Source organism: Clostridium sp. UBA6640, from assembly GCF_002455975.1.
Lineage (GTDB): Bacteria > Bacillota > Clostridia > Clostridiales > Clostridiaceae > Clostridium_J.
The window spans coordinates 1-2295 of sequence record NZ_DKLM01000063.1; the positions used below are offsets into that span (position 1 = coordinate 1).

Genomic DNA, 2295 nt, shown 5'->3' on the forward strand with positions numbered 1-2295 from the left:
TCCTTAATTGTGCATTGTGCATTAATCTAACAGTTGTGAATTAATATATCAAACTGTAACTTGTATTCAGACATACATTAAATTTTAGAGTAGTTTATCTATAAGCCAAGTATAAAAGTAAAAGTCGTACTTTCATCTTTCACACTATCGGCGTAAATTTTACCATCTAGTCTATCTATAATTGCTTTAGCAATAGACAAGCCTAAACCATAACCACCATTTTCCTGTGTTCTTGCAGAGTCAGCCCTATAAAAACGATCAAATAGCTTTGTTATATTTTCTTTTGGTATACCCTTACCACTATTTTTAATAGAAAACACTAATTGATGTCTTGTCTTTTTCAGCCTAATATCAATACGCCCTTTTTCATCTGTATATTTTATTGCATTATCAACTAGTATAGTAACTACCTGTTTAATTTTTTCACAGTCACTTTTAATGATGATATTTGCTTCTATATCTTGTAAAAGTCTAATGTCTTTCTCAAAAGCCACAGCCTCCATTGATAATATGATATCACTTACTACCTCACTAATATTAAAAGGTGTATAAAATATTTTGCTGTTTGTATCTTCTGTCTTAGCCAAGTATAAAAGATCATTTACAAGTTTACTCATTCTATCAATTTGGTTTTTTATATAATCAAGCCACTTCTTCTGACTTTTAATGGTTTCCTCCTGATTCGCAAGAAGAGCATCGGAATTGGCATTTATAATAGCAAGAGGTGTTTTTAATTCATGAGAAGCATCAGCAATAAATTGTTTTTGTTTCTCCCACGCCTCTGAAATAGGCTTAATAGATCGGTTTGCAAAGAAAAGACTGATTGCAAATATAACAAAAAGCATAATAATCCCAACAAAAAATAATGTAGTAAAGAGCTCCATCAATGTCTTATGAGAATCTGTGACATCTAAAAATGTAATTTGATAATTGCCACCATTAAAGTTTATTATAGTTTTACTCCCATTTTCATGAGTTATAAAATTTCTTCCAATAGGAGATATTTTATATTGCCATCGCTTGTTTTCAAGTGAAGTGATGCTATAATCTTTTTTCTCATTCCAAGCAAGTTCTGCTGCCTTAAAATATATTTCCTCAGACATGTCAATATGTGAAATTATTTTAACAATACTACCATCTGAATTTACAAGGATACGAAAAGAAGAAGAGGAGTCGGAAGGAATCATGCTAATGATCATATTATCTTTTTTTGTACCGTCTGGTAAACTAAAAGCACCTGTGTTTACTCTTGAAGATAACATTTCAAGTTTATCTCTGTTTTCTGTTTGTATGTTATTGTAGGTTGTAAAATAAATAACTATAAAGGCACTAATCATCACCACAGAGATAATTGACATATTTAGTATAATAAACCTATTACGTAACTTTTTAAACATATTAATCTCCATCCTTTGCAGTGTTTAAGACATATCCAGCACCTCGCACTGTTTGAATGATAACTTGAGATTTTATACGACTTAATTTTTTACGTAAGAAAGATATGTACACTTCAACATTATTATCCTCTGCACAGGTTTCATAGCCCCATAACTTCTCAATGATAGAGTCCTTTGAGATAATAATATATTTTCGCTTGATTAAAAGCTCTAATAGTTGACATTCCTTTAAAGTCAATTTAAATTCTTTGCTGCCGCAGCTAAGAGTTAAAGTAAGCGGATTTAATTCAATATCTACATATTGTAAAATGTTGTCTTTTATCAGTTCATTTTTTCTCCGGCTTAAAGCACGTAAACGTGCCATCAATTCTTCTGTTTTAAAGGGCTTTGCCAAATAGTCGTCAGCTCCACTATCAAGACCTATAACCTTATCCTCAGTTTCGCCTTTTGCTGTCAGCAGGATAACAGGTACCTCAATACCATTTTTACGCAATTCTTTTAATACGCCTATTCCATCCATTTTAGGAAGCATGATGTCGAGAATAATAATGTCATATATACCAGAAAGCCCGCAATCTAATCCATATTCACCATCAAAAGCTAAGTCAACGCTATAATTATTTTTCTTTAGAACCTGTTCTATAGCTTCCGCCATATATTTTTCATCTTCTACCATTAAAATTCGCACATACATCTCTCCTTTTTACTACGTCAAAAGCATAAATTATTGATATAATAGATAATCTGTAACTTTATCCTAATCAGCTATATTGAAATTACTAATAATTATTCGTTAAATATTATATCATAATATAGGGATGCAATTTGAGAACTTAATACATACTCTAAAAAATACATTTTCTATAAAAACAGATCAACCCCTTAGAAATTAAGGATT

The 2295-nt window shown here is 30.8% G+C and carries 2 protein-coding genes; both read right to left on the reverse strand.

All coding sequences use genetic code 11. From position 1 onward, the window contains the following. Positions 1–98 precede the first annotated feature (98 nt). Positions 99–1397, reverse strand: a complete 1299-nt coding sequence (locus B2W91_RS06625; protein WP_291579583.1) for a sensor histidine kinase — start codon at positions 1395–1397, stop codon at positions 99–101. Between the two features lies 1 nt (position 1398). Then, positions 1399–2085, reverse strand: coding sequence for a response regulator transcription factor (locus B2W91_RS06630; RefSeq protein WP_291579585.1), 687 nt, complete (start codon positions 2083–2085; stop codon positions 1399–1401). Between the last annotated feature and the right edge of the window lie 210 nt (positions 2086–2295).

Coding starts and splice junctions, on each gene's coding strand:
- B2W91_RS06625 (WP_291579583.1), bottom strand. CDS start 1,397: ATGTTTAAAAAGTTACGTAATAGGTTTATTATACTAAATATGTCAATT.